Annotated in this window: 21 protein-coding genes and 2 tRNA genes; 14 read left to right on the plus strand and 9 right to left on the minus strand. The window is 44.3% G+C overall.

Going from position 1 to position 26,149, the window contains the following annotated elements; all coding sequences use genetic code 11:
- Positions 1 to 397 precede the first annotated feature (397 nt).
- Positions 398 to 3,496, plus strand: coding sequence for a DNA translocase FtsK (locus H9W84_RS02610; RefSeq protein ID WP_275579709.1), 3,099 nt, complete (start codon positions 398 to 400; stop codon positions 3,494 to 3,496).
- Positions 3,497 to 3,569: 73 nt separating this feature from the next.
- Here H9W84_RS02610 and H9W84_RS02615 read toward each other — a convergent pair whose 3' ends face one another.
- Both H9W84_RS02615 and H9W84_RS02620 read right to left on the minus strand, forming a co-directional pair.
- A complete protein-coding gene (locus H9W84_RS02615; protein ID WP_239741539.1) occupies positions 3,570 to 3,935 on the minus strand; it encodes a RidA family protein in 366 nt (121 codons plus the stop codon).
- Positions 3,936 to 4,008: 73 nt separating this feature from the next.
- Positions 4,009 to 5,262: a D-amino acid dehydrogenase gene (locus H9W84_RS02620; RefSeq protein ID WP_239741540.1), complete on the minus strand. Its 1,254-nt coding sequence runs from the start codon at positions 5,260 to 5,262 to the stop codon at positions 4,009 to 4,011.
- A gap of 150 nt (positions 5,263 to 5,412) precedes the next feature.
- Between H9W84_RS02620 and H9W84_RS02625 the strand changes: the two genes are divergently transcribed.
- Positions 5,413 to 5,883 carry a winged helix-turn-helix transcriptional regulator gene (locus H9W84_RS02625; RefSeq protein WP_076775290.1) on the plus strand — a complete coding sequence of 157 codons (471 nt, stop codon included), beginning with the start codon at positions 5,413 to 5,415 and terminating at the stop codon, positions 5,881 to 5,883.
- 113 nt (positions 5,884 to 5,996) lie between these two features.
- On the opposite strand, the gene H9W84_RS02630 is transcribed toward H9W84_RS02625, so the two are convergent.
- Positions 5,997 to 7,643 (minus strand): NAD+ synthase, encoded by a 1,647-nt coding sequence (locus tag H9W84_RS02630; RefSeq protein ID WP_239743601.1) that lies wholly within the window; start codon positions 7,641 to 7,643, stop codon positions 5,997 to 5,999.
- 595 nt (positions 7,644 to 8,238) lie between these two features.
- On the opposite strand from H9W84_RS02630, the gene H9W84_RS02635 reads away from it, so the two are divergent.
- On the plus strand, positions 8,239 to 8,493 hold the full coding sequence (locus H9W84_RS02635) for a hypothetical protein (protein ID WP_065264155.1): 255 nt from the start codon (positions 8,239 to 8,241) through the stop codon (positions 8,491 to 8,493).
- A 26-nt stretch (positions 8,494 to 8,519) separates the two neighbouring features.
- On the opposite strand, the gene H9W84_RS02640 is transcribed toward H9W84_RS02635, so the two are convergent.
- Both H9W84_RS02640 and H9W84_RS02645 read right to left on the minus strand, forming a co-directional pair.
- Positions 8,520 to 8,813 (minus strand): cell division protein ZapA, encoded by a 294-nt coding sequence (locus tag H9W84_RS02640; RefSeq protein ID WP_007115956.1) that lies wholly within the window; start codon positions 8,811 to 8,813, stop codon positions 8,520 to 8,522.
- A 68-nt stretch (positions 8,814 to 8,881) separates the two neighbouring features.
- The gene (locus H9W84_RS02645; RefSeq protein ID WP_060996064.1) at positions 8,882 to 9,286 is read right to left on the minus strand and encodes a hypothetical protein; all 405 of its coding nucleotides are present in this window, start codon (positions 9,284 to 9,286) and stop codon (positions 8,882 to 8,884) included.
- A 236-nt stretch (positions 9,287 to 9,522) separates the two neighbouring features.
- Here H9W84_RS02645 and H9W84_RS02650 point away from each other — a divergent pair, with 236 nt between their 5' ends.
- The 3 genes from H9W84_RS02650 to H9W84_RS02660 all read left to right on the plus strand — a co-directional run bounded on the left by H9W84_RS02650 (position 9,523) and on the right by H9W84_RS02660 (position 12,902).
- A complete protein-coding gene (locus H9W84_RS02650) occupies positions 9,523 to 10,263 on the plus strand; it encodes a UPF0149 family protein (protein ID WP_239741541.1) in 741 nt (246 codons plus the stop codon).
- A gap of 78 nt (positions 10,264 to 10,341) precedes the next feature.
- A complete protein-coding gene (argE, locus tag H9W84_RS02655; RefSeq protein ID WP_239741542.1) occupies positions 10,342 to 11,535 on the plus strand; it encodes an acetylornithine deacetylase in 1,194 nt (397 codons plus the stop codon).
- 17 nt (positions 11,536 to 11,552) lie between these two features.
- Positions 11,553 to 12,902: an aminopeptidase P N-terminal domain-containing protein gene (locus H9W84_RS02660; RefSeq protein WP_239741543.1), complete on the plus strand. Its 1,350-nt coding sequence runs from the start codon at positions 11,553 to 11,555 to the stop codon at positions 12,900 to 12,902.
- An 89-nt stretch (positions 12,903 to 12,991) separates the two neighbouring features.
- Here the strand turns inward: H9W84_RS02660 and H9W84_RS02665 are convergent, their stop codons facing one another.
- Complete coding sequence (locus H9W84_RS02665; RefSeq protein ID WP_239741544.1) at positions 12,992 to 13,465, minus strand: arsenate reductase ArsC; 474 nt, start codon at positions 13,463 to 13,465, stop codon at positions 12,992 to 12,994.
- Positions 13,466 to 13,901: 436 nt separating this feature from the next.
- On the opposite strand from H9W84_RS02665, the gene H9W84_RS02670 reads away from it, so the two are divergent.
- The gene (locus H9W84_RS02670) at positions 13,902 to 15,296 is read left to right on the plus strand and encodes a sodium-dependent transporter (RefSeq protein ID WP_095356904.1); all 1,395 of its coding nucleotides are present in this window, start codon (positions 13,902 to 13,904) and stop codon (positions 15,294 to 15,296) included.
- A gap of 91 nt (positions 15,297 to 15,387) precedes the next feature.
- Here H9W84_RS02670 and H9W84_RS02675 read toward each other — a convergent pair whose 3' ends face one another.
- Positions 15,388 to 17,073, minus strand: coding sequence for an aminotransferase class I/II-fold pyridoxal phosphate-dependent enzyme (locus H9W84_RS02675; protein WP_275579710.1), 1,686 nt, complete (start codon positions 17,071 to 17,073; stop codon positions 15,388 to 15,390).
- A 188-nt stretch (positions 17,074 to 17,261) separates the two neighbouring features.
- On the opposite strand from H9W84_RS02675, the gene H9W84_RS02685 reads away from it, so the two are divergent.
- The 7 genes from H9W84_RS02685 (at position 17,262) to cobA (ending at position 22,974) form a co-directional block, all read left to right on the plus strand.
- Complete coding sequence (locus H9W84_RS02685; protein WP_239741545.1) at positions 17,262 to 17,753, plus strand: glutathione peroxidase; 492 nt, start codon at positions 17,262 to 17,264, stop codon at positions 17,751 to 17,753.
- A 263-nt stretch (positions 17,754 to 18,016) separates the two neighbouring features.
- Positions 18,017 to 18,092 (plus strand) — tRNA-Val (locus tag H9W84_RS02690).
- A 36-nt stretch (positions 18,093 to 18,128) separates the two neighbouring features.
- Positions 18,129 to 18,205, plus strand: a tRNA-Asp gene (locus H9W84_RS02695).
- Positions 18,206 to 19,002: 797 nt separating this feature from the next.
- The gene (locus H9W84_RS02700) at positions 19,003 to 20,631 is read left to right on the plus strand and encodes a BCCT family transporter (protein WP_239741546.1); all 1,629 of its coding nucleotides are present in this window, start codon (positions 19,003 to 19,005) and stop codon (positions 20,629 to 20,631) included.
- Between the two features lie 207 nt (positions 20,632 to 20,838).
- Positions 20,839 to 21,372, plus strand: coding sequence for a molybdenum cofactor biosynthesis protein B (gene moaB / locus H9W84_RS02705; RefSeq protein WP_007115945.1), 534 nt, complete (start codon positions 20,839 to 20,841; stop codon positions 21,370 to 21,372).
- Positions 21,362 to 21,973, plus strand: a complete 612-nt coding sequence (gene mobA, locus H9W84_RS02710) for a molybdenum cofactor guanylyltransferase (RefSeq protein WP_239741547.1) — start codon at positions 21,362 to 21,364, stop codon at positions 21,971 to 21,973. The genes moaB and mobA overlap by 11 nt, the downstream gene beginning before the upstream one ends.
- Before the next feature lie 134 nt (positions 21,974 to 22,107).
- Complete coding sequence (gene cobA / locus H9W84_RS02715; protein ID WP_239741548.1) at positions 22,108 to 22,974, plus strand: uroporphyrinogen-III C-methyltransferase; 867 nt, start codon at positions 22,108 to 22,110, stop codon at positions 22,972 to 22,974.
- 64 nt (positions 22,975 to 23,038) lie between these two features.
- Here the strand turns inward: cobA and nirD are convergent, their stop codons facing one another.
- A complete protein-coding gene (nirD, locus tag H9W84_RS02720; RefSeq protein WP_239741549.1) occupies positions 23,039 to 23,359 on the minus strand; it encodes a nitrite reductase small subunit NirD in 321 nt (106 codons plus the stop codon).
- Between the two features lie 70 nt (positions 23,360 to 23,429).
- Positions 23,430 to 25,997: a nitrite reductase large subunit NirB gene (gene nirB / locus H9W84_RS02725; RefSeq protein ID WP_239741550.1), complete on the minus strand. Its 2,568-nt coding sequence runs from the start codon at positions 25,995 to 25,997 to the stop codon at positions 23,430 to 23,432.
- Positions 25,998 to 26,149 lie beyond the last annotated feature (152 nt).

The following is a 26,149-nucleotide window of genomic DNA, read 5'->3' on the forward strand; positions in this document are numbered from 1 at the left end:
AAATAATAAAACAGGCTAATTTTTGATTCATAAGTAAGATAGGGGCTAACATCGAAAATAGCAAGTAAATGTTATTTTTATAACAGATTCATCGGGCAATCAACGCTCAAAAATGGCGTAAGCTTGTTATCAAAAAATACCCTACTATCCGGCTTTGTTGGCTCAAACTGCATTTATCATATCGCTTGAATTGACTGATTTAACAAAGCAATTTTTCGCAAAAAAAGCTCAGCAACGCACCACTGAGATTTGATATGATAGTCGATTAAAAGGGTGATTTTAATCAACGTTTTTCCAAAATCATTGTTTTTCACAATCATTATCAGTCAGTCATGGCGCAGCAAAGCGTTGGCTTACGGCTTATCCAAAGCGGGTTCAAATTCAAAGGTAAATTGCGTTGTCTTATTATATTCGTCAAAGTGTGCTTACGATTATCTGGCTAATCGTGGCATTGTTGTTAGTCATGTCCCTCATCAGTTATTCTGCCAATGATCCTAGTTGGTCGCATATCAGTAGTGCGGCAAATGAAGTCAGTAACTTGGCAGGCACGGGTGGTGCTTGGCTGGCTGATATTTTGTATGCGTTTTTGGGTGCGGCAAGCTGGTGGCTCATTGTCATTGCCTGTTATGAAGCTTGGAATGTATGGCGCCATGATGTAGAGCCTAATGGCTTATTGCGTTTTTTGGGTTATATCTTTTTAATCATTGCCACCGCAGGGCTGACAGGGGTGTTATCGTTTGGCTGGTTAGCGCAAGGCATGATCGGGCAAATCGTTGGCAACGGGCTTAGTAGTTTATTAACCTACTGGGGGACTTTGCTGTTTTTATTGGTGTTTATTGCCATCACCGTGACGTTTACCTTTGATTTACATTGGCATGAGATTTTATCAGGTCAAGCCATTCGCAGCCGCCTACAAGCGAAAGCCGCAGATGAAGAAGAAACCAATACTGAGCTGAAGGCGACTGCTCAAGAAGCAAGCCAAGCAAAACCAAACGACACCGCACAACTGCCTTTGCCTTTAGCCTCCCATGACACAGAACAAGCAGCTTATGACAGTAGTCATCTAGCGGATGATGAGGCGTTTGTCGGTAGTCCACTCGATGCGTTTTTGGATGAAACGGGTTTTAGTGAAATCAAAGATTATGAATGGCTCGAAGAAAACGATGCCACTAATCCATTTAAACCCGTCAGCTCAACCTATGTGGCAAATACCAAGCTGACCAAAAAACTGGATGAAAAACTGCAAAGTGAAATCATTAAAAAACCGTTTAAAATGCCTACCTTAAACAGACCCCATTCGATACAGGTAGACTCGCAAATCCCTCAACCAACTCAGACAATTCAGCCTAGTGTAGATAGTGTAGATGTATCGCAAGCTATGCCAACTATGGATGAAGCATCTAGGATGTCTGCTATGTCTGCCGCAGGCACAGGGGAACTAGCGGATAAACGAATCTCTGAGCCTATGACGAGTGTAGAGAGGGCTGAACAGGACGAGACTATTGGGTTGTCAGATTTGGATCATTTAGCAGATAGCGTAGATGCTGGATATGACTTATCACAAAATCCTGTGCTAGAGCCACCATTCGAGGGCATTAAAACAGAGGGCTTTGAAGCAGAAAGTATTGAAGTAGAAGGTATTGAAACACCACCCACCTCAGTCGCATCGTTATTGGGTATGCGACAAGTCCCAGCGCAAGCTAGGGCTAACGCCTCAAATAACAGTGCCACCGCACCTGTGGGAGCGGAATTTTCAACCCCTGCAGCAAGTCCGACGCCAACCCAAATAGCACGTCCAGCGCAAGCCGTTAGCCAAATTACTGGCAACGAGATTGATACCGACCAGATAACGTCTTCAATACCGACTCACAGCCGTTTGGTGGAATCTGAGCTACTCGACCAAATCGAACAGCCCGCAGCGACTCAGGTGAACCAGCCGCTCGATATCAATGATGATAGCCTGTTTAGTCAGAAATCGCGTGCCATGCAAACCGCAGCTTATCGTGCCAATTTAAGCCCGTTACCTGAGCTATCGCTGCTTGATTTGCCTGACCCTGACCGCAAGCCAAGCTACAGCCGTGAACAGTTGCAGCAGCTATCAGCGCTGTTAGAAATCAAGCTACAAGAATTTAATATCAAAGCAGAAGTGGTCAATGCGCAAATGGGTCCAGTGGTGACACGCTTTGAAGTGTCGCTGGCACCAGGACTTAAAGCAAGTAAGGTGACAGGTATTGCCAAAGACTTGGCTCGGTCGCTATCCATGGCATCGGTGCGTGTGGTAGAAGTCATTCCAGGCAAACCTTATATCGGTATCGAAGTGCCCAATCCGCAGCGCCAAATGGTACGACTCATTGAACTGCTAAAAACAGAAGCTTATCAAGACCCCGATGGCTTAATTAGTATGGCAATGGGTAAGGATATTGCCGGTAGACCGATTATTGCGGATTTGGCGAAAGCGCCACACATGCTAGTAGCAGGTACCACAGGCTCGGGTAAATCAGTGTTGGTGAATTCGCTGTTATTGTCAATGCTGCTCAAATACACACCAGAGCAGCTGCGATTGATTTTGATTGACCCCAAACAGCTCGAGCTTGCCAACTATGGCGATATTCCGCATCTGCTCACCCCCGTAGTCACCGATATGACCGAAGCAGCCAGTGCTTTGGCGTGGAGCGTGGCGGAGATGGAGCGTCGTTATCAGCTGATGTCATTATTCAAAGTGCGTAAACTGGATGAATTCAACAAAAAAGTCATGGCAGCCGAACAAAATGGTGAGCCGTTACTAGATCCGCTTTGGCGACCCAATGACAGTGTCAGCCAAGATAGAGCGCCAAAATTAAAACCGTTACCACAAATTGTGATTGTGGCGGATGAGTTTGCTGACATGATTATGCAGGTGGGTAAACAAGCCGAGGAGTTGATTACGCGTTTGGCACAAAAATCGCGCGCCGCAGGGATTCATTTGATTTTAGCGACCCAGCGCCCCTCAGTGGATGTGATTACTGGCTTGATTAAAGCCAATATTCCCGTCCGTGCCGCGCTTCGTGTCAACTCAAAAGTCGACTCGCGTACCATTTTGGATGCCGGTGGCGCAGAGGATATGCTTGGGCATGGGGATATGCTGTTTTTAGGACCTGGTCAAATCGAGCCTAACCGTGTACATGGTGCTTTTATCAGCGATGCGGAAGTCAACCGTGTGTGTGATGCATGGCGCGAGCGAGGCGCACCTAATTATATTGATAATATGTTTGATAATTTTGAGCTAAGCTCAGCGCCAAGTGGTGGCGATGCTAGTGGGTCTAGCAATGGCGAAGAAGACCCGCTATATGATGATGTGGTGGCGTTTTTGCTCGAAACCCGTAAGGTCTCTGCATCAAGCATCCAGCGCAAATTTAGTATTGGCTATAACCGCGCAGCACGAATCGTTGATGCCATGGAAGAGGCGGGCTTGGTGAGCGGCATGACCAAAAGCGGTAAACGTGAGCTATTAATGTAGAGGTTAGACAAAATAAAAAAGGTGCGATTTATGCACCTTTTTTATTTAACGTTTTGAGCGGTTATGGGTTTATTTAGTCTATGGTATTTTGCGCTGCGACTACCACAATTTCTAATTTCCACAATGGATTAACCAACTCAGCTTTGACTGTCGCACGGGTAGGCTTTGGGCAATCGGCTAACCAGTCGCCCCACATGCTATTCACCACCGCAAAATCCGCCAAATCCTTGATAAAAATCTGAGCGGTTAGCAGACGTGATTTGTCGCTATTGGCTTTTGCGAGCATGGCGTCGATATTGTCTAGCACTTCTTTGGTTTGTGTTTGGATATCGGCAGTGTCGGTATTTGGCACTTGTCCTGCGAGATACACAACTTGGTTAAAAATGGTAATTTCACTTAGATAGTCATTGCTATCAAATCGTTGAATGTGGGCGGTCATGGTGTTTTCCTTGTGAACGGATAAATGTTATTTATGCATAGTCTTTACAACTATTTCTGATAGAGAATAGATACTAGGCATAACGCTGTAATGATAAGCCATCAATGCGAATGTCAGGCGTTTTGCGGAGCACCAAATCGCTGATTAATTTGCCAGAGCCACACGACATTGTCCAACCCAATGTGCCATGTCCTGTGTTCAAAAATAAATTGCGATACCGAGTCGCGCCAATGATGGGTGTGCTATCTGGGGTCATCGGACGTAGCCCTGTCCAAAAACTTGCGTTTGGCAAATCACGGCCTGCGAATAAGTCCTGCGTGACCATTTCGAGTGTAGCACGGCGCTGGGGGTTTAGCGTTACATCAAAACCACTTAATTCTGCCATACCGCCCACGCGAATGCGGTTGTCAAAGCGAGTAATGGCGATTTTATAGGTTTCATCAAGCACCGTTGATTGGGGCGCTAAATCAGCATTGATAATCGGCACAGTCAATGAATAGCCTTTGACAGGGTATACAGGCAGATTAAGCTGTAGCGGTTGCAAAAGCGCCCGCGAATAACTGCCCAACGCCAATACATACTGGTCTGCCGTTAATAACTCACCATTTACTATCACCCCTTTAATCGCCCCAGCGTCGACTACCAGTTTTTCGATGGTTTGATTGTATAAAAAATTCACCCCTAGCGCTTTGGCTTGTTGCGCTAATGCTTGGCAAAACAAAAAGCAATCGCCTGTTTCATCATGCGGCAAATGCAATCCACCAACCAGCTTATCAGTGGCATTTGCCAACGCGGGCTCAATATCAGCCAACGCCTTGCTGTTGTCAATCAGCTTAAAAGGCACGCCTGAATCTTGCAACACCTTAATATCTTGCTGTACAGCCTCTAGTTGGGCGGGTTTACGAAAAACTTGTAAGGTACCTTGTGAGCGGTTTTCGTAGCTAATGCCGGTGTCTTGACGCAACTGCTGCAGACAGTCGCGGCTGTATTCTGCCACTCGTACCATACGCTCTTTGTTGATGGCATAGCGCTTGGCATTACAGTTTTTGAGCATTTGTAGCATCCATTGTAACTGCCACAGACTACCATCTAATTTGATGGCTAAAGGGGCGTGTTGTTGGAATAACCATTTAACCGCCTTCAATGGGATACCAGGGGCTGCCCAAGGGGTAGAGTAGCCTGGGGAGATTTGCCCAGCATTGCCAAAACTGGTTTCTTGTGCGGCACCTGCTTGGCGGTCAATCACCGTGACTTCTACACCTTGCCTGGCTAAATAATAGGCACTTGTCACCCCAATCACGCCACTACCCAGTACCAATACGCGCATACCCACCCCCAAATATCTGCTTAATTATCAGTTAATTTCGCTAGTATAAGCAAAGTTTTGCAGTGAATTTTGCTGTTTTTATGCTAGAATTTTGCTGATATTATCGGTTTTATCATGTCAATCATCAAAAAACAGGGTTTTCATTTTGCTATGCGTACTTTAGACCGTACCGACCGTTTAATCCTTGAAATCTTGCAACAGCAAGCCAGAATTTCTATCAGCGAATTGGCCGCCAAAGTTAACCTATCAACCACGCCTTGCTCAGACAGGGTTAAGCGCTTGGAGCGTGAAGGTATTATTACAGGTTATCATGCGCGGTTAAATCCAAATTTGGTCAATAAAAGCTTGTTGGTGTTTTTAGAGATAAAGTTATCCACCAAGTCAGGCGATGTCTTTGAGCAAGTGAGCAAAAAACTGTCAGAAATTCCCGAGATACTGGAATGTCATTTGATTTCGGGTGAGTTTGATTTTTTGGTCAAAGCGCGGCTAAAAGAGATGAGTTCTTACCGCAAGTTACTGGGCAATATCTTAAAGCAATTGCCAGCGGCGGTGGAAACCCACAGTTTGATTGTGATGGAAGAGATTAAAGAAAGCTTGCATTTGGATGTGACAATGACCTAACTGTCGCGCAAGCTTTACGATATATGCTTTGTGATAAATGCTTTGCGACAGATGAAAAAAAAGACTGCCAAATTGCAGTCTTTTTATGTTGTCTCGCCTTAGATCTTTGGAAATTAGAGTTTTGGAAACTCTAGCGACCAGTGATTGACGAGTGGGTAACGACGCTCACGCCCAAAGGCGCGGTGGGTAATCTTGGTGCCAATCGCCGCTTGACGACGTTTGTACTCATTGCGGTCTACCATACTGAGTACTTTTTTCACCACATCTTTATCATAACCGGCTTCTACAATCGCATCATACCCAAAGTCGCGATCGATATACAGCTCCAGCATTTTATCGAGGGTATCATAATCAGGCAGACTGTCTTGGTCTTTTTGGTCAGGGCGAAGCTCGGCAGAAGGCGGACGCGTAATCACACGCTCAGGAATCACCGGCGTTTCTTCTAGGCGGTTGCGATAGTTGGCGAGGGCGTATACTTGGGTTTTATACACATCTTTTAAGACATCAAATCCGCCTGCCATATCTCCATATAGTGTCGCATAGCCCACGGCCATCTCTGACTTGTTGCCAGTGGTGATGACCAGATGACCAAATTTGTTGGACAATGCCATCAAAATCATGCCACGCGCACGGGCTTGGATATTTTCTTCCGTGGTGTCGGCGCTGGTGTTGCTAAACATCGGCTCTAGCGTATGACGCATGCCTTCAACAGCGGCATGAATCGGGCACACGGTATAAGACACGTTGAGTCGGTGTGCCTGCGCCTGCGCATCTTGCAGGCTGATTTGCGAGGTGTATTCATAGGGCATCATGACTGCATAAACTTTATCTGCACCCAGTGCATCAACGGCGATGCATAGCGTGAGCGCCGAATCTATCCCGCCTGACAACCCAACCAATACGCCTTTAAAGCCAGAATGATTGACATAATCACGCAAGCCGACAACCAGCGCTTGATAAGTTTCAGCGATTTGGCTGAGTGCAAGCGGTGATTTGCGCTGTTCTGATAATATCACTTGACCGCTTTGGGCATCGTGACGAGCAACCACATACAGGGTATGCTGCAAAAATCTTGGCGCTTCTTGCACGATTTTACCTTGAGCGTTGACGACCATCGAGCCGCCATCAAACACCAAGTCATCTTGACCGCCCACGCTATTGGCATACACAATCGGGATATTGTGCTCAGTGGCACGACTTTTTAATAAAGCCTTACGTTGTTCTTGCTTGTTTTGCTCAAAGGGCGAGGCATTGAGGCTGATGATGATTTCCGCACCTTTTTCTTTGAGTGCGCGAATGGGCGCGTCTTGCCATAAGTCTTCACAGATAAGTAGTCCGATGGTGAGTCCTTGATAGTCAAATAACACTTGGTTGTGACCGGTATTAAAATAGCGGCGTTCATCAAATACGCCATAGTTTGGCAAACATTGTTTGTGATAAAAGCCTTTTTGCTGACCATTGTGAATGATAGCCACTGAGTTAAACGTGCCATTGGGGTCAATGTGCGGATAGCCCACTAGCATCACGATGTCTTTGACCGTGTAGAGCAATTCAAAAGCAAGTTTCACGCGTGAGGCAAGACTTGGACGTAATAACAAATCTTCAGGCGGATAACCCAGCAGTGATAACTCAGGAAAGACAATGATATTGGCACCCTTGTCACGGGCGTCTTTAGCCAGTTCTACCATTTTTTTGGCATTGTTGATGACATCGCCGACAATAAATTGCTGCTGTGCCACCGCAATTTTTAGCCCCACCATAGAATCTGCTTGGCTAGTCGGTTGGTTTGATGACTGACTTGATGATGGAGAGGTTGACTGAGAAACTGATTGAGAAGTTGGCTGAGCAGGTTTTTGAGAAACTGGCTGTGGGTTTGCGGGTTGGCTTGGTGCATTGCTAGTATCAGCCGTGGGCGCATGGTTTGGCGTAGTAGCTTTGGCAGTCATTGACTCACTCGGTAGCTGCGTTGGTACGCTATCATCTGGGGTTAAATCAAGGTGTGACATGAAAAATCCTTCAGTAAAAATTTATTATGGGGTCATCCCTTTAGTCATAGCCGTCTAGAACGGTAGGCAAGCATGATGCCGCTATTATAATTATGGGTGGCAACAGCGATGGCATTACAAGATAAAATTATTCTACATTATATCGCTTTATGATATGTTTACAATTGCAATCTTTAGATGCTACAACCGAAAAATGCTACAACTGGTAAAATTAGCCTAAACATAGCACGAATAACCCATCAATGCGCGATTTTTTGCAGTATAATCAAACCTTACAATGCTAATTAACAGGCAGTCATAACGCTTAATTGGCAACAATAATTCGTTCATGAGACAATGAGGTGAAGCGATGTTTACCGCAATTTTTGTGGTTTTGGTAATTATGGGGCTTAGCTGGGTTGGGATGAAATGGATGTATCCGCGACCACCGCAAGGCTACTTGCGACCGCAGCCAGGCGAGAGTACCGAGCTGCGAGCGTGTGATTTTTGCCATCATACCTTGGCAGAGTGGCGAGGGATTGTAGAAGGGGATAAGTTCTTTTGTAATCAAGAACACCAAGCGGATTTTCATGCTGGCAAACACTACCAGCGCGCTCAAAATTAGTCGAATTTTATTTTATATTACAGACGTTAGGCAAAACGGGCAACGTCTTCTAACATTTTACCCACCAGGTCTTGCGCTTGGCTTTCGTTTTCTTGATAGCGTTGTAAGTTTTCTGATTTTTCAAACAAGGTCAACGCGCACAGTACCAATAATTCTTCTTGGGGTAGCTGAGGCGCTTGGCGGCGTACCTCTTGCATAAACTGGTTAATATAGCTTGCCGCACGCTGCAACGCAGGCTCTTCCGATTCTGGGCAGTTGATGGTATAGCTACGACCATTGATCAGGATATCAACTTTTTTAATGCTTTGGGCAGATGCCATAAAATTTTCCTAACGTATTCAAATGTTTTAAACATCACTAAGGCTGGCTTAAATAGGGGCGAGGCGGGTTAGTTTTCGCTGTCAATTTTTGCCAAGCGCTCTAACACAAGCTTGGTATGCTCTGCCGCAACGCGATTTTTTTCAATCAGTTTTTGATTTCGTGCGGTAAAAATCTGTAATTGGTTTTGGGTTTGTTCGTATTCGGTACTTAGCATGTTGTGAGATTCGGCAAGTGACTGATAGCGCTGCTCGAGGGCTTGATACTCTTCGGCTTGTCTGGCAAGTTGTTGTTCCAAATTTTGCTGAAGTTCTTTGCTGCTATCGAGCTCAGCTTGTACCGCTTGCAGTTGGTCTGCGGTAATGGTTGGCTGCGCTTTAATACGGGTTAGCTCGCTACTGGCGAATTGATATTTATCGCGAAGCTTAGTCAATGCGGTTTGTAGCTGGGTCAGTTGGTCAATTAGGGTGCTCATGATATGATGTCTAGTCAGTAATCGAGTGAATAATCAAGTAAATCATCAAGAGCGATATGATGGGCGCTCAGTGACATGAATAGCAAAAGGTTTTTTTGGTATAACTATAGCGTGAAGGCTTAAAATTTGAGTGATACTTATATTATTTTACCACTTTAATAATGCCATAGTTGACCGCATTAAGGCTAGTATTATCTCAATGTCGATATAATTTTTTGTGAGAAAAGGGTAAAGCGATGGATGATTATATTTCGGGTTGGCAAGATTGGACACAAGCATTTGAGGATTGGCATGACGTCACCATTAGTGAGTTACATGGGCTAATCTCAGGGGTGCTCAGTGTGTGTGATGCGCCAACCGAGCAAGAGTGGCAACTGCTACTGACTGAGCTGAGCTTTACCGAGCTTGAGCCAAAAGCGTTAGAGATAGTGACCGAAGAGGGCGAGGATATGGTGGCGGTGTTAACCGATGATGCTGATAGCTACCAGTTTATGCCGTTGTTGCCTGATGACGACCATCCACTCTATGAGCGTTTGATGGCACTTAAGAACTGGGCAAATGGCTTTTTGACAGGCTTTGGTGTCACCGATAGTGCGCTACGTCCGGAAGAAAATAGCCTATTTAATGACTTGGCAAAAATCGGCGCGCTGCGGGTTGATGAGTATGATGAGGCACTGCAAGGGACAGACAATGCTGAAGGTGAAGTTGAATATATGGAGCTACTTGAGTTTGTGCGCATGATTCCTGTGAGTGTGTCACAAGGGCGGGTGCGTAAATCAGTCGCCAAATTGCCGCTTATCGCAGGATTTGCCATGAATCGCCCTGTGGGCAAAGCCCAAGAGATTGATGAGGAGCATTTGGATTTTATTGAGCAGCTACGTGATGATGAACTTGATTGGGAAGCAGAAAAAGATACCAATGATGATTTTGTTACCCATATGGTCATAGATGCCATGACCGGTAAAAAGCCGAATTGATGCTAATACCCTATTTCGACTAGATTTACCCTGATAGGGTGTTGTAATGGTTTAAAATTTGAGAAAAATGGAACGACTATGGGCTATCCATCCAACGCAGTAGACTGGTTAACAAAGCTGATTGGTTTTAACACTGTCAGTCGCGACTCCAATTTGCAATTGATTGAGTATGTGGCGGGCTATTGTGAGCAGTTGGGATTGTCGCCACGTTTGACCTTTAATGCCGATAATACCAAAGCCAACCTCTTTGTGACTGTCCCTGTGATGGGTAAGGGTGATACCGTAACGACAGGGGGTTTTGTGTTTTCGGGGCATACCGATGTGGTGCCCGTTGATGGGCAGGCATGGAATACCGATCCGTTTGTGGCGACTATTGTGGAAGATAAGCTATACGGGCGTGGGGCTTGTGATATGAAAGGCTTTATTGCTTGTGCCTTAACCCTGTTACCCACTGTGGTGCAAGTAAGCCGCGATAAGAGGCTCGGCAAACCCATTCATCTGGCACTGTCGTATGACGAAGAAGTGGGTTGTTTGGGTGCGCCATTACTGCTTGCAGATTTAAAAGCGCAAGGGATTAAGCCCGACTACTGTATCGTCGGTGAGCCGACCATGATGAAAATGGTCACCGCGCATAAAGGCATCCAAGTGTATCGCTGCCGTGTGCATGGCAAATCAGTGCATTCATCGCTGACCCCGCAAGGCGTCAATGCCATCAGCTATGCCAGCAAAATTATCAATTTTATTGATGAACTAGCCGAACAATTGCAACAACGTAACGACCAAGACATGGCGTTTGACGTACCATTTTCGACCTTGTCAGTGGGCACTATTACCGGCGGTACGGCAACCAATATCGTGCCCAACCTGTGCGAATTCACCTTTGATTATCGCAATTTGCCGCACATGAATGAAAGCCAAGTGATTGAGCCGATTCGCGCCTTTATCAAAACCCTTGAGCCTAAGATGCACGCCATTGGCAGCGACACGAGCATTGAGCTAACTCGCAACGAAAATGTCCCTGCGATGACCGATAAAGATAGCCAAGCCTTGCAACAGCTCATAGAAAATTTGGTAGATGAACAGCAGCGCCATAAAGTGGCGTATGCCACCGAAGGCGGGCAGTTTACCAATGCAGGCATTCCGACGGTGATCTGTGGACCTGGCGATATTGGCAATGCCCATAAAGCCAATGAGTTTGTCAGTCTAAACCAACTAGCAAAATGCGAAAGTTTCTTACAGCAAATTCTTCAACAATGCTGTGACAGCCATTAAAAATTTTTGGAAATATCATGTCAAATCAATTAACTATAGAGTTGTTGCCAAAGCTTCCCCAAAGTCAATTTGCCAAACGCCGTGCCAAACTTGCTGAAGCCTTGCCAGACAATAGCATTGCGATTTTGCAAACCGCACCCGCGCATATCCGCAATAACGATGCTGAGTACAAATACCGCGCCGACAGCAGTTTTTTCTACCTGACAGGCTTTACCGAGCCAGAATCCGTCATGGTTTTGGAAAAAACTGACCATACCGTCAACTACACGTTATTTTTACGTGAGAAAGACAAACTACGTGAGATTTGGGATGGTAAACGGGTGGGGATTGAGGGTGCAACCGCAGATTTTGGCGCGGATAAAGCGATTGCCATTGGCAGAATTGATGAGGTGATGCCAACCTTGATTTATGGTAAAAAACACGTGTTTGCCCGCTTTAATAATGAGCTGATTGGCTGGCTTAATCAAGCCAAGCAACTGCAGCGCGGCGAAGGTTTGGTCGATACCATCACCAATATTGATGGCCTTATCAATGAAATGCGGCTGATAAAAGATGAGTGTGAAATTGCACGCATGAAAGTCGCCGCCCAAATCAGTGCTTACGGGCATATTCGTGCCATGCAAAGTGTGGCACCCTTGATGCAGAAAAATCAGGGGAACGAAAGCAGACTGGAAGCTGAGGTCAACTATGCTTTTGCCCAATACGGCTGCGTACCCTCTTACAATAGTATCGTGGCGGGCGGCGATAATGCCAATATTTTGCACTATGTCGAAAACGACCAACCGCTGCACGATGGCGACTTGGTGATGATAGATGCGGGCGCCGAATACCAACATTATGCCGGTGATATCAGCCGTACTTTTCCTGTGAGTGGCAAGTTCAGTGACGTGCAAAAACAGGTGTATGATATTGTGCTAAATGCCAATATCGCCGCCATCAACAGCCTAAAAGTAGGTGAACATGGCAAAATCCATCATGAAACTGCGCTCAAAGTACTGACCCAAGGCTTAATTGATTTGGGGATTTTGACAGGCGATGTCGATGAGTTGATTGCTGATAAAGCCTACTTACCGTTTTATATGCACGGCACAGGGCATTGGCTTGGCTTAGATGTCCACGATGCAGGGCGCTATACTGGCGACGACGGCAAACCCAGAAAGCTTGAAAAAGGCATGGTAATTACCGTAGAGCCAGGCTTGTATTTTGCGCATGACAATGCATTAGTACCCAAGAAATATCGGGGTATAGGCATTCGAATTGAGGATGATGTGGTCATTACCGAGGGTGAGCCGCTGGTTCTCACCCGTGACGTACCAAAAACAACGGACGCGATTGAAGCGCTAATGCAGCAAAAAGTTGATTCATAGATAGATTGATAGAGGCAAAGAAAAAAAATAGAAAAAAGAAAAGCCCAAGACAGTTGGGCTTTTTTTGTGGTCAATCGCTAATAGGTGTTTTAGGCATCAGCTTGCGGATGTGCTAAATGTTCGATTTTATCTTCTGGCAAGTTTGTCAATAAATGGATGCGCTGAGAGAGTTGGCGTAATACTTGGCTAAATGCGGCTTTTTCCACATCACTATCGACTGATACACTGTCGGTATCATTGATATGCCAATGTGCGGTCAGCGGGAATTTGCCATCAATGTCCGCATGTTGCTGTAAAGAAGTGCACAGCCCAATCACCAAATCAATCTTTGGCGCGTTATCTTGTAAAAACTGATTGACGGATTTGGGTGCTAAGCTTGCGATATCGTAACCTTCTTGTTTTAATACCTCAAGCGTGAATGGATGCGCGCTAGGGGATGGCTCAACGCCTGCGCTATAGGCTACAAAACGGTCACCGCCAATTTTATTCAAAATGGCTTCTGCCATTAGGCTACGGCTAGCATTGTGCTTGCACAAGAATAACACGTTATAAGGCTGCGTCATCAATAAGTCCCTTGTCATCATTCTGCGAACGGTCAGCACGTTTGGGCGTGCAATTTTTAAAAATGAAATTTTACCTTCAATGGCAAAAAATTGCTATCCATATCCCCACAATTGTGCAAGTTTAAACCATTGACATTAACCGCTTGGTTTTGCTAGAAATTCGCCATCAAATAGGTGAAAGAATTATTTATTCCAAAAAGTAATATTTAGTATAAAAATAATTTGCGTTTAATAAATTTTAAAAATAACCATTTTAAATATTTGATTTTATTATATTTTATGTAACTGTAAAAAAATAATGACTTGCTTGTATAACTTTTGGTTGGGTTTTGTGAAAAGAAAGTTTGACATTAACTATTGATTCATGAAAAATCTACATACTGCAAGATTCTCGTTGCAATTTTTTCATTTATTTACATTCGATTAGGGAGGGATTATGAGCACTAATCACAAGTCGTCTCATTCCCAGTGGAGCTCAAAGATTGGGTTTTTAATGGCTGCCGTGGGTTCTGCGGTCGGTCTCGGTAGTATTTGGAAGTTTCCTTACATGACAGGCGATAGCGGTGGCTCGGCATTTGTTATCGTGTTTATCATCAGTATCGCGCTTATTGGTTTTCCAGTGTTGGTCACTGAATGGCTGATTGGTCGCCGTGGACAAAGTAACCCAGCGGCAAGTTTCCGCAAAGCGGCAGTTGCCAATAACACCTCACCTGCTTGGAGTCTGCTTGGCTACTTTGGTATTTTAGCCGCTTTTATGATTTTGTCATTTTATAGTGTGATTGGCGGCTGGTCGCTTAATTACACCTTAAAAGCTGGTATCAATGCATTTGGTGGTCTCAATGCCGATGCCACTGGCAAAATTTTTGAGACAATGTTAGCTAATCCAACCGAAATGACGTTGTGGCACACGGCGTTTATGGGCTTGACGGCGCTAATTGTTGCAGGTGGTGTATCAGCCGGTATTGAGAAAGCATCAAAAATCATGATGCCTGCGTTGGCTTTTATCCTATTATTTATCGTGGGATATAACGCGATTAATATGGATTTTGCCAAAGGCGCAGAGTTCTTGTTTAAGTTTGATTTGCAGCGTATGCAGGAAGTGGGTGTGGGTAAAGTGCTGATGGCAGCGCTAGGACATGCGTTCTTCTGTCTGTCACTGGGTATGGCGATCATGGTGAGTTATGGTTCATACCTAAAACAAGATGTGGATTTATTGGCAACCGCGCGTACGGTGATTATTTGGGATATTATCTTCTCATTGGCGGCAGGTCTTGCGATTTTCCCGATTTTATTTAGCAATCATCTTGATCCAGCGGCAGGTCCCGGTTTGGTGTTTGTGACCTTGCCAATCGCCTTTGGTCAAATGAGCCTAGGTGTGGTGGTGGGTACTTTATTCTTCTTGTTATTGACTTTTGCGGCATTGACGTCGTCGATTTCAATTCTTGAGCCCATTGTCGAATTCTTGGAAGAAAAAACCCCAATGAGCCGTAAAATCTGCACGATAGTAGGGGCAGTAGCAACGTGGGCAGTGGGTGTACTTGCGTTATTGTCATTCAATAAATTGTCTGATTTTGCGGTATTTACTATCCACAAAAACGGTAAAGACATCCCACAAGGTATCTTTGACGCGCTAGATTATACGTCCAGTAAAATCATGCTACCTTTGATTGGTTTGGGTACCATTATCCTTATCGGCTGGTTTATCAACCAAGAATCGGTAAAACGTGAATTGGGGCTCGATGGCATGAAATGGACTATTTGGCAAATTGTGGTAAAATTTGTCGCACCGATTGGTATCATCGCCGTATTTTTAACGGAGTTACTGGGTTAATCCCAACGGCTTTATCTCAATAGCTTGATGTAATTAATTGCTGACAATAAAAAACCCCGATGATTCGGGGTTTTTTTCTTTCACTGAAACATTAATCAGTGCCATATTCTTGGCGTTTTGTGGCAAAAAAGCGCTCAAGTCGATCCATCGCTTCATGCAAATCTGATGCATTGGGCAAAAATACCACGCGAAAATGGTCAGGTGCATGCCAGTTAAAACCCGTACCTTGTACCATCAAGACTTTTTCTTGTAGTAATAATTCCATCATAAACTGCATGTCATCTTCGATTGGATAAATGTCACGGTCAATTTTTGGGAAACAATAAAACGCCCCCTGTGGCATGGTACATGAGATACCTTTAATGGCGTTTAGGCGCTCGATAGCGATGTTACGCTGCTGATACAGGCGACCGGTTGGTGCGGTCAAGGCTTGCATACTTTGATAGCCACCCATCGCCGTTTGAATCGCGTATTGTGAGGGGACGTTGGCACACAGCCGCATCGATGATAGCATGGTTAACCCTTCAATAAAATCAGCGGCATGGTGTTTTTTACCCGATAACATCATCCAGCCTGAGCGAAAACCTGCGATACGGTGCGACTTTGACAACCCATTATAGGAGATAACCAAGCAGTTTTTGGCAAGGGTGCACAACGGTACATGCACGGCATCATCATACAGCACGCGGTCATAAATCTCATCCGCCATCAGTACAAGCCCGTGTTTTTCTGCCAGTGCCACGATTTTTTTTAAATTTTCGGTAGAGTAAAGCGCGCCTGTTGGGTTGTTTGGGTTGATGACCACAATGCCTTTGGTGCGTTCATTGATCTTGCTTTCGATATCGGCAATATCTGGCTGCCAGTTGTCTGCTTCATTACACAAATAATGAACCGCTTTACCCCCTGCCAAATTCGTCGCCGCTGTCCAAAGCGGGTAGTCAGGCATAGGAATCAGCACTTCATCGCCATCATCCAGTAACGCTTGCATGGTCATCACAATCAGTTCAGAAACGCCATTGCCCAAATACACATCGGCAACGTCTACCGCTTCTAACAATCCTTTGGCTTGGTAATACTGCAAAATCGCTTTACGCGCGGCAAAAATCCCTTGAGAGTCTGAATAGCCAATCGCATTGGGCAAATTCATCGCCACATCTGATAAAATCTCTTGCGGCGCTTCAAACCCAAATGGGGCAGGGTTGCCGACATTGAGTTTGATAATTTTATGACCTTGTGTCTCCATGCGGTTGGCAGTTTGTAGCAAAGGACCGCGAATGTCATAGCACACGTTTTGCAGTTTGTTGGATTTGTTCAAAGTTTTCATGGTAGATACATCACTACTAGGTTTGGGATTGGGTTCGGGATTCGGTGTGGAATGGTTGGGTTGAAAATTGGTAGCAGCCGTAGCGGTAGATTGAGCCGTTTGACCCTGCCACGGGTTCGCTTGATTGGCATCGCTTAATGCTTGTGCTACAGTAGTATCATTGAGCGTATGCGCTGCTAATGCTTGCGTGCTGACACTGACGTTATGACTATGACTTTCCACCCTAGTACCTGATAGCAAATAGCTTTCGCTGCAGCCTAACAGACTGGCAAGCACAGGCAGTTTATTGGACACGATGCCATTGGAGCCGCGCTCCCAATTAGAAATCGCGGCACGGCTAACTTTAGCACCAGCTTGGGTCATTAAATCGGCAAGTTCAGCAGTGGTCAAACCTTTGCTTTTACGCAGCTGCGTCAAGCGTTGTCCAGCCGATAGTTTAGCGTCAGTGAGCATAGCGGGGGAATTCCATTTGAATATCAATGAATTTTATCAATATTTTGTCAGAAATACTGACAAAATTAAAGTATAAATATTGGCGGATAACTGCCAATAGATAAACTACGCTTGTCAGAAAAATAATGCAAGAAAAACTTACAATTTTTTAATTAACAACTTTTTAACTAACGACAAGGAGATTTACTATGGAAGATTTTTACCAATTGTCCGCGACCGATATTCGAGGTCAGCTATTTGATTTTGACACCCTTAGAGGTAAAGTCGTATTGATTGTGAATACCGCGAGCAAATGCGGCTTTACCCCACAGTTTGAGGGGTTAGAAAAGCTATACCAAGCTTACAAAGACCAAGGATTGGTGGTGTTGGGTTTTCCCTGCAACCAATTTGGTCAGCAAGATCCTGGCAGTGAAGCGCAAATTAGTGAGTTTTGCCAAATCAATTATGGCGTGACCTTTCCGATGATGGCGAAAGTTGACGTCAATGGTAAAGACACCCATCCTGTTTATCAGTTTTTAAAATCACAGCCACAAGGCAAGGGTATGTTGGGTGACGCTATCAAATGGAACTTTACCAAGTTTTTAGTTGATGCACACGGCAGAGTCGTAGATCGTTTTGCACCGACCAAAGCCCCTCAAGATCTTGAAGCGGATATCAAAGCACTACTGGAGCAGAAGTGAGAAAAGGGGTGATAGAAAAAAATAAAAAGGATTTAATTGGGGGAATTAAATCCTTTGGGTGACAAGCGATAGAGACATTGTTATTATTGTTATCTTATTATTCTTATTGTTAGCTATGACCTTGCTGGCCATGTAGGTATGATAAGGTTTTTATGTGACAACCACATGACATGCTCAGCAAAATTTTTTAAAAATTTTAATATTTGCCAAAAAAAATCGTTGACAGCAAAAATAAATTCTCTATAATACCCACCACAGACGACGGGTCGTTAGCTCAGTTGGTAGAGCGTCTGCCTTACACGCAGAATGTCGGCGGTTCGAATCCGTCACGACCCACCAATTTGACAAGTTTGGGTCATCGTCACCAGCTACCGTGCAGTGGTAGTTCAGTTGGTTAGAATACCGGCCTGTCACGCCGGGGGTCGCGGGTTCGAGTCCCGTCCGCTGCGCCACTTATTTTAGTGGAACTAAAAACGAAATTTTTAAAGTTTTATGCCTCAAATCTCCCCTGATTTGAGGTTTTTTTTGGCTTAAATTTTATACTAAGTTATTGATTTTAAAAAATATATTATTTTATACATTTTTCTCTTGATGTAATTAAGAAAATTGATTTTGATTGTTAAGTTGAAAAGATATCTATTTTTAATATTTAAGTAAAAATAACGTGACCAAACGCTTGTGACCAAAACGTGACCATTTTGTGACCAAAAATTTTGGCTTATGGTCTGTAGAGTCATCCGCCAATTATTAAAACCAATTGTTAAAATACAAAAAGTACAGTAAAAATTAAAAGGCGGATTTCATTACAAGCTGTCAGGCAACCAAAATTCATGCAATCGAACAACAAAGTCTCGCATTTTATCGCATGAGCTATACCGCAAGATCCCCATCGCCTCACTACCAAATTGCCAATGCGTTTTCCTTAAGCCCATCATTGAAATCATCCGATTATCCAACGGGGTCGTAGCATAGATCAGGCGTCATTTAGTCAAATTAAAGCAGATATATAGGTAACGAATGTTAAATCATAAACTTTATAATTATACTATATTGTTAAATAGAATTAACTAATCCCATTTTCTCTCCTCTACTAAAATGTTACAGTATGTTAAGATATATACCCTTTATAATCAAAAACTTAGTTCTGTTTTTGTGGTATATAAGCCCTGTGAAATCTTGCTGTAATTTGAAATATTGTAAATAATTTGTTAAGGTTGCTTTCCAGTTAATCTAATGAAAAGATATCTTTATGAGTTTTGTGAAAGTCGAAAAATTCGGCCCTTTCCCTCGGGTTAATCGTCCTGTTTTTATTGCCTCCGCATTGCTGATTGTCGGATTTATTATTTTTGGTTCGTTATTTGGTGAGTTGGCAGGTGAGGTTTTTAACCAACTGCAATCTTTTATTACCCACCGTTTTCGTTGGCTTTTTATCATTTTGATGAATGTCGCGGTGGTGTTTAGCCTATATATTGCCTTGAATCGTTATGGCGATATTCGGCTTGGGCATCAGACAGAGCATCCTGAGTATAGCTTACTGTCATGGTTTGGGATGCTGTTTAGTGCGGGGATTGGGATTGGTCTGTTGTATTGGGGGACGGCAGAGCCCTTGTATCATTTTATGTCGCCTCCGACGGGGCAAGCCGAAACCGTAGAAACAGCTAAACAAGCGATGAGTATTTCGTTTTTGCATTGGGGAATTCATGCGTGGGCGTTGTATTGTGTCGTGGCATTGTCATTAGCGTATTTTCATTATCGCCGTGGCTTGCCGTTGTCGATTCGCTCGGTACTGTACCCATTGATTGGTCAAAAAATCTATGGCAAATGGGGGCATGTGGTTGATACCCTTGCGGTGTTTGGCACGATGTTTGGGGTGGTGACATCCTTGGGGCTGGGTGCGATGCAAATCAACGCAGGCTTTAGCAATGTGTTTGGTATTCCCAACAATGTCCCGGTACAGCTTTGTTTGATTGCAATTATTACCGCGATGGCAACGCTGTCAGTGATGATGGGGCTGGATAAAGGGATTAAACGCTTAAGCGATATCAATATTGTGCTGACTGTGTTGCTGCTTGGCTTTATGTTATTTTTTGGCCCGACGCAGTTTATCATCGATAGTTTTATTGAAAATATCGGCAATTATGTCAGTCAACTTATTCCACTAGGATTTTGGAGTGAGGCGTATAGAAATACGGACTGGCAGGCAAATTGGACGATTTTTTATTGGGCATGGTGGGTGAGTTGGTCGCCATTTGTGGGAATTTTTGTGGCGCGTATTTCTCGGGGTCGGACTATCAGAGAGTTTATTTTTGGGGTGTTATTTATCCCGATGCTGCTGTTGTTCTTTTGGTTTACCACCTTTGGCGGCAGCGCGGTACATATGGAATTGATGGGCAATTATGGGCTGATAGAAGCAGTCAAAGCCGATTATGGTAGTGCGATTTTTAAACTGATTGAATATTATCCTTTAACCAAGCCTTTGACGCTGGTGATTGTGGTGATGATTATGTTGTGGTTTGTCACTTCGTCAGATTCGGCAAGCCTTGTGATTGATATGCTCACCGCAGGCGGCGATACCAATCCGCCAAAAATTCAGCGGTTATTTTGGGCATTGAGCCAAGGGGTGATTGCTGCAGTATTATTGGTGGCAGGTGGGTTATCTGCGTTGCAAGCGGTCGCAATTATTGCAGGCTTTCCGTTTGCCATCGTGGTGTTTGTAATGATGTATTGTTTATGGCGAGGGCTAACACGCGATAGATTGACCCTGTACCGTAATCAACAGTGGTATATCACGACAGAGTCTGCTGAACATAATTCAGCAAATGAGTTTATTGATGAGCACTTATTGCTCGGTCCGCCCGTGGTGGCTAAAGATGACTAATATTGTTTTTCTTGATTAACATAAATGGACGGGTGCAAGCGTCGCAAAGCTGATGCCTGTCTAGGCAGTCAACCAATGGGCATTAATTGACAGAGTGACAGCCTAGACATGCGTTACAAACAAAAACGCTATAACAAATGCCTAATGTATGGCAATATCTGATATGCCGGTAAAATTGTATGCCCATAAAATAATGAGGAAACCCCAATGAGCAAGCCTGAAAAACCTTTTATTGCGCTTAATATCGCAATCTTAACTGTATCAGACACCCGCAGTTTAGAAGAAGATACCTCTGGTAAATACCTAGCCGATAGCCTTGTCGAATCAGGGCATACCCTGGCAGAGCGAGCCATACGCACCGATGATATTTATCAAATCCGTGCTATCGTGAGTCAATGGATTGCCGACCCTGCGATTCACGCTATCATTACCACAGGCGGGACAGGTTTTTATATCCGTGACCAAATCCCTGAAGCCCTAAGCCCGCTGTTTGATAAAGAAGTACAAGGTTTTGGTGAGATGTTTCGCGCGTTATCTCGTGATGAAATCGGCATGTCAACCTTGCAATCTCGTGCCCTAGCAGGCATGGCGAATAATACGGTGATTTTTTGTTTACCTGGCTCTTCGGGTGCCTGTCGCACAGGCTGGGAAGGCATTATCAAAGAACAGCTCGACAACCGTACCCGTCCATGTAACTTTGTGCCGCATCTGATGCGTGAAAATCCAAAACATGACCATTAAATTGGCAGGGGTGGTGATTTTGGCGGGGGGTGAATCATCTCGGATGGGTTCGCCCAAGGCGTTATTAAGCTTGCCAAATGGCGAAACTTTGCTTGATTTTCATATTCGTCATGCCAAACGCTTAAATGTCCCTGTCATGGTGGCGGATAATGGTAAGCGCTTATGTCATGATGCAACCGTCAAAATCATTGATGATTATCTGCCAAATCAACAAGATGGCAAAGGAGCAGGGGCGTTATCAGCCATGGCAAGTGCCATGAATCAAGTCATGTCTCCTTACCATTATTTACTGGTGATAAGCTGTGATAGTTTGGTTCATGCCCATCAAGTTTTTGATAAGTTGCATTATGCGGTAACCGATAATGAAGCGGTGATTTATTTAAAAGCTGAAAAGGATTATCCATTGTTGGGTTTGTATCGTACGGATTTATTAATAAAATTATACGATTATTTGGATAAGGGGCAGCGCGCAGTGATGAAGTTTTTGGCGGATAAAAAAATACAAACCGCTGCATTGCCGAATGAATGGATAACTTTAGCAAATTTTAATACCAAAAATGAATTTGATTTGGCGTTGAACTCACTCAATGAAATAGGATAAATAAGTCAAATTTTGGGAAATTATTCACATTAACAGGATAAAAAATAATTTCATCAATTAAGGGTATGGGTTAAAATTTAGGCATGCTAATTGCATTTTTAAATTACCTTGTTTGATTATGTTGGAAAACTGCTATGCCTTCAATCAGTAGCCCTGTGAGTGTTGAACTTTTTCCCCATGACAGCGTGAAAGAAAATCGTTTTGACCTTCTTACAACCCCCAGACATGCAAAAGCTGTACAAAATCAGGGCAAAGTGTATCTTGTTGGTGCAGGTACAGGTGACCCTGAACTCTTGACCATCAAAGCCTATAAAACCATCTTGCAAGCGGATGTGATTTGTTATGACAATCTGGTGAGTGATGAGATTTTGGCGATTAACCCAACAGCAGAGAAAATTTACGTTGGAAAAAAATGCCACAAGCACAGCATGCCCCAGCAAGACATCAATAGCTTATTGGTCACCCTAGCGCAACAAGGCAAAACTATTGTACGCTTAAAGTCGGGCGACCCATTTATCTTTGGACGGGGCGGTGAAGAAATGCAAACCGTGATTAGCGCTGGTGTAGCCTGTGAGTCGATTGCAGGCATTACCACCGCGCTAGCAGTCGCCAATAGCGTCAATATTCCGCTCACTCATCGTGACCATGCCCAGTCGGTGAAGTTTGTTACTGGGTTTTTAAAGACTGATACGCCTAACGAGCAATTCGCTGAACTACTTACTGATAATCAAACGGTGGTATTTTATATGGGATTAAATACTTTGCCAAATTTAACCCAAGGTCTGTTGCAAGCGGGTAAATCAGCCAATACTCCGTTTGCAATTATCTCCAATGTCAGCCGAGAGAATGAACAGGTATTAATCGGGACACTTGATACCATTCAAACGCTACAAAATATTGCCAAACTGCCTTCCCCTGCAGTGATGATCATGGGCGAAGTCGTATCACTATATAATGAGTTAAATGCCAGTCGGCAATATTATCAACAATTAGTGGTGTAGTTTGATTGGGGTAAAGATAAAGGGGCATGATTTCTATACCCCTTTATATATTGTCGGCATTTAGTTAAATAAACACCACGCCATTGGTCACGCTCACAGGATACGATCTTAACGAAACTCGCTCATCATCAAGACACTTACCTGTTGCCAAGTCAAAACGTTGTTTATACATAGGTGATGCGACATATCGTACCTTTTGTCCGTCAATTTCACAGCTACCAAGTAGCCCCCTAGAAATGACGTTAGCCTTGCTAAATGGGTCAAAGTTATGCATGGCATATACTTCGTCATGATGGGTCCGAAAGATGGCAACTTGTTCGCCGTTGACTAGCGCACAAACGCCAGTTTCAGGGATGATATCGTCTAGTTTACAGATTTCATTCATGATTTGATTCCGTATTTTTTACCCGATGAGATGCCCATGGGACATCCCAGTTTGGTGAATGTTATTAACGTTAGGCAGGTGATGCAGTGTCGGCTGAGAATTTAGTTGCATCATAGCCAAGCACTAACTTTTCTTCCGCAGTCGCAGGGCGAATTTGGCTCCGCTCTTCGACAAACACTACGTTGTCATCGACTTTGTCACTGTTGATAAAGTGCTTAAAGCGTTTAAGGCGCTCGGGGTCAGAGAGGGTGGTTTTCCATTCGCACTGGTAAGCGTCAATGTCCGCTTGCATTTGGGCTTCGAGCTCTTCGGCAATACCCAAGCTATCATTGATGACCACGTCTTGAATATACTCAAGACCACCTTCCATTTTTTCACGCCAGACTGACGTGCGTTGTAAGCGGTCGCCAGTTTTGATATAAAACATTAAGAAACGATCGATATATTTAATTAACGTTGCTTTGTCTAAATCACTGGCAAACAGCTCAGCGTGACGAGGCCGCATACCGCCATTGCCACAGACATATAGATTCCAGCCATTTTCAGTGGCAATAATACCAACGTCTTTGCCTTGGGCTTCGGCGCATTCACGGGTACACCCCGATACCCCAAATTTGATTTTATGCGGTGAGCGTAAGCCTTTGTAGCGGTTTTCCAGTTTAATTGCTAGTCCCACACTATCATCAACCCCATAGCGACACCATGTGCTACCGACGCAAGATTTGACGGTACGCAAAGACTTGCCATAGGCATGCCCTGTTTCAAAACCTGCATTTATTAAACGTTCCCAAATATCGGGCAATTGGTCACTACGAGCACCAAATAAATCCACACGTTGCCCACCAGTGATTTTGGTGTAAAGTCCAAAATCCCGAGCCACTTCGCCCAGTACGATGAGTTTTTCGGCGGTAATTTCACCCCCTGCAATCCTTGGTACGACAGAGTAAGTACCATCTTTTTGGATATTCCCCAAGAAAGCATCATTGGTATCTTGCAGCGCAACCAGTGGTTTATCAAGAATATAGTCATTCCAGCAAGACGCCAAAATCGAGCCAATCGTTGGTTTACAGATTTCACAGCCATCGCCGTGTCCGTGTCTTTCAATCATCTCTTCAAAGGTGTGGATATTGCTGACGCGCACCAAGTGATACAACTCTTGGCGAGAGTAAGCAAAATGCTCGCAGATATGATTTTTGACTTCGATACCGCGCTTTTTGAGTTCTGACACTAAGGTATCTTTGACGATTTGGGCACAACCGCCACAGCCTGTACTGGCCTTGGTGCAGCTCTTGATGTCTTCATAAGTCATGGCACCATTGTCCACTGCTGCGCAGATTTGACCTTTATTAACGTTATAGCATGAGCATAGGGTAGCGGTATCAGGCAGATTTTCAACGCCCATAACGGGCTTTTCGACATTTGGTAAAATCAAGCTTTCAGGTTGTAGGGGTAAATCAATACCATTTAAAAATAACTGGAGCAAGTTGCTGTAATCTTCGGTATCACCCACAAGTACCGCACCGAGCAAGCGTTTGCCATCATCCGAGGTGACTAATTTTTTATACACGCCTGTTTTTGGGTTTTGGTAGACAAAGCTTAAACTGTCTTTGATTTTGCCATGGGCATCGCCAATACTGCCGACATCGACGCCCATGAGTTTAAGTTTGGTACTCATGTCCGCACCGTCAAATAGGCTGTCATGCTCACCTGCTATTTGTGACGCACACACGCTTGCCATGGTGTAGCCTGGAGCAACCAGCCCATAAATTTTGTTGTCCCATAACGCACATTCACCAATGGCATAAATATCTGGCTCGCTCGTTTGACATGTGTCATCAATGACGATACCGCCACGTTCGCCAAGTTTTAGCCCAGAATCTCGTGCAATGGTATCTTCAGGGCGAATCCCTGCACTAAATAAAATCAAGTCGGTATCGAGCAAAGTGCCGTCAGCAAACTGCATGGTTAAAAAACTGGCATCATCATCATGGTTGTCGATGATTTGTTGGGTGTTTTTGCCTGTCAAAACGGTGACGCCCAAGTCTTCGATTTTTTTCTTTAGCAACTCTCCGCCTGCGGCATCTAGCTGTACGCCCATAAGTTGGGGGGCGAACTCGACTACATACGTGGTTAAACCCAGTGTTACCAAGGCTTTGGCGGCTTCTAATCCCAATAAGCCACCGCCAACCACTACACCACGTTGGACACGTGGATTGTCCGCAGTTGCTAAAATCGCATCTAAGTCTTCAATGGTGCGATAGACATGACAGTGCGCATGTTGATTGCCTTTAACAGGTGGGACAAAAGGATAAGAACCAGTGGCGAGTACCAATTTGTCAAACTCAAGCGCATTACCCTTGATTGTTGTGACGATTTTACTTTGCGCATCAATGTGGTTAACCGCTTCGCCTAAATGCAAGGTAATCCTAGCTTGCTTATAGTGCGCCAAATCCACCAAGTTTAATTGACTGGCGTCTTTGTGTTCAAAGTAACTGGATAAATAGACACGGTCATAGGCTGGGCGACTCTCAGCACTAAACACATGGATTTGGTAAGTTTGGTGTAGGCGTTTTTCAATCGCTTTTTCGATAAAGTGATGACCGACCATACCGTTACCGATGACAATGAGATTTTTCATGTATTTACCCCTTCTAACGAAACATTGGCTTTTTGACTAGGATAATGATTGGCTTTTGGCGTGTATTATCCCAAGTTTTTCTATACTGTTATATAAGCAAAATTTATGCCAATATTTAAATTAACTATAAATTTCAATGGGTTAAAAAATAT

The sequence above is a fragment of the Moraxella tetraodonis genome (assembly GCF_022359095.1).
In the GTDB taxonomy this organism is placed as follows: domain Bacteria; phylum Pseudomonadota; class Gammaproteobacteria; order Pseudomonadales; family Moraxellaceae; genus Faucicola; species Faucicola tetraodonis.

Coding starts and splice junctions, on each gene's coding strand:
- H9W84_RS02615 (WP_239741539.1), bottom strand. CDS start 3,935: ATGACCGCCCACATTCAACGATTTGATAGCAATGACTATCTAAGTGAA.
- H9W84_RS02620 (WP_239741540.1), bottom strand. CDS start 5,262: ATGCGCGTATTGGTACTGGGTAGTGGCGTGATTGGGGTGACAAGTGCC.
- H9W84_RS02625 (WP_076775290.1), top strand. CDS start 5,413: ATGCGTACTTTAGACCGTACCGACCGTTTAATCCTTGAAATCTTGCAA.
- H9W84_RS02630 (WP_239743601.1), bottom strand. CDS start 7,643: ATGGTGGGGCTAAAAATTGCGGTGGCACAGCAGCAATTTATTGTCGGC.
- H9W84_RS02635 (WP_065264155.1), top strand. CDS start 8,239: ATGTTTACCGCAATTTTTGTGGTTTTGGTAATTATGGGGCTTAGCTGG.
- H9W84_RS02640 (WP_007115956.1), bottom strand. CDS start 8,813: ATGGCATCTGCCCAAAGCATTAAAAAAGTTGATATCCTGATCAATGGT.
- H9W84_RS02645 (WP_060996064.1), bottom strand. CDS start 9,286: ATGAGCACCCTAATTGACCAACTGACCCAGCTACAAACCGCATTGACT.
- H9W84_RS02650 (WP_239741541.1), top strand. CDS start 9,523: ATGGATGATTATATTTCGGGTTGGCAAGATTGGACACAAGCATTTGAG.
- argE (WP_239741542.1), top strand. CDS start 10,342: ATGGGCTATCCATCCAACGCAGTAGACTGGTTAACAAAGCTGATTGGT.
- H9W84_RS02660 (WP_239741543.1), top strand. CDS start 11,553: ATGTCAAATCAATTAACTATAGAGTTGTTGCCAAAGCTTCCCCAAAGT.
- H9W84_RS02665 (WP_239741544.1), bottom strand. CDS start 13,465: ATGACGCAGCCTTATAACGTGTTATTCTTGTGCAAGCACAATGCTAGC.
- H9W84_RS02670 (WP_095356904.1), top strand. CDS start 13,902: ATGAGCACTAATCACAAGTCGTCTCATTCCCAGTGGAGCTCAAAGATT.
- H9W84_RS02675 (WP_275579710.1), bottom strand. CDS start 17,073: ATGCTCACTGACGCTAAACTATCGGCTGGACAACGCTTGACGCAGCTG.
- H9W84_RS02685 (WP_239741545.1), top strand. CDS start 17,262: ATGGAAGATTTTTACCAATTGTCCGCGACCGATATTCGAGGTCAGCTA.
- H9W84_RS02700 (WP_239741546.1), top strand. CDS start 19,003: ATGAGTTTTGTGAAAGTCGAAAAATTCGGCCCTTTCCCTCGGGTTAAT.
- moaB (WP_007115945.1), top strand. CDS start 20,839: ATGAGCAAGCCTGAAAAACCTTTTATTGCGCTTAATATCGCAATCTTA.
- mobA (WP_239741547.1), top strand. CDS start 21,362: ATGACCATTAAATTGGCAGGGGTGGTGATTTTGGCGGGGGGTGAATCA.
- cobA (WP_239741548.1), top strand. CDS start 22,108: ATGCCTTCAATCAGTAGCCCTGTGAGTGTTGAACTTTTTCCCCATGAC.
- nirD (WP_239741549.1), bottom strand. CDS start 23,359: ATGAATGAAATCTGTAAACTAGACGATATCATCCCTGAAACTGGCGTT.
- nirB (WP_239741550.1), bottom strand. CDS start 25,997: ATGAAAAATCTCATTGTCATCGGTAACGGTATGGTCGGTCATCACTTT.